Origin of the sequence: Deinococcus rhizophilus, assembly GCF_030271215.1 — a bacterium.
Taxonomy (GTDB): domain Bacteria; phylum Deinococcota; class Deinococci; order Deinococcales; family Deinococcaceae; genus Deinococcus; species Deinococcus rhizophilus.
On record NZ_JASNGB010000402.1, the window covers coordinates 1 to 483 of the forward strand.

Sequence of the window (483 nt, forward strand, 5' to 3'; positions counted from 1 at the left end):
GGATCGAGGCAAAGCAGGCCGCAAACGGACCCTCCTGACCGATGCCAAAGGGATTCCGCTCGCTGTCGTGCTGTGCGGGGCCAATCGCCATGACAGCCAGAAACTCGCTGAGGTGTTGGAAGCCGTGGTCATCGCTGTTCCTGCTCTTGCAGAGCAGGAACAGCGACATTTGGTGTTAGATCGCGGGTACGCTACGCCGACCTGCCGACAGGTAGCCGTACAAGCGGGCTTCGTGGCCCACATTCCTCCCAAAGCGACGGAACAACGACCGCTTCCCGCGCCGGGAGACCCGGCGCGACACCCAGCCAGGCGCTGGGTGGTGGAAGTTGGACACGCCTGGTTCAACCGGTTTCGACGCCTCCAGACGCGTTGGGAAAAGCGTCAGGACCTCTATTTGGGCTTCGTTCAACTCGCGGCTTGCCTGATCATCTGGCGCAAACTGGCCCCCGTAGCCTGCTCCCCAAAACTTTCCGGATAGGCTCT

At 61.7% G+C, this 483-nt stretch carries 1 protein-coding gene; it reads left to right on the top strand.

The genetic code is table 11. The features are described from left to right. The coding region (locus tag QOL99_RS17930) for an IS5 family transposase (RefSeq protein ID WP_407650217.1) at window positions 1-478 on the top strand (478 nt) is incomplete at its 5' end. Between the last annotated feature and the right edge of the window lie 5 nt (window positions 479-483).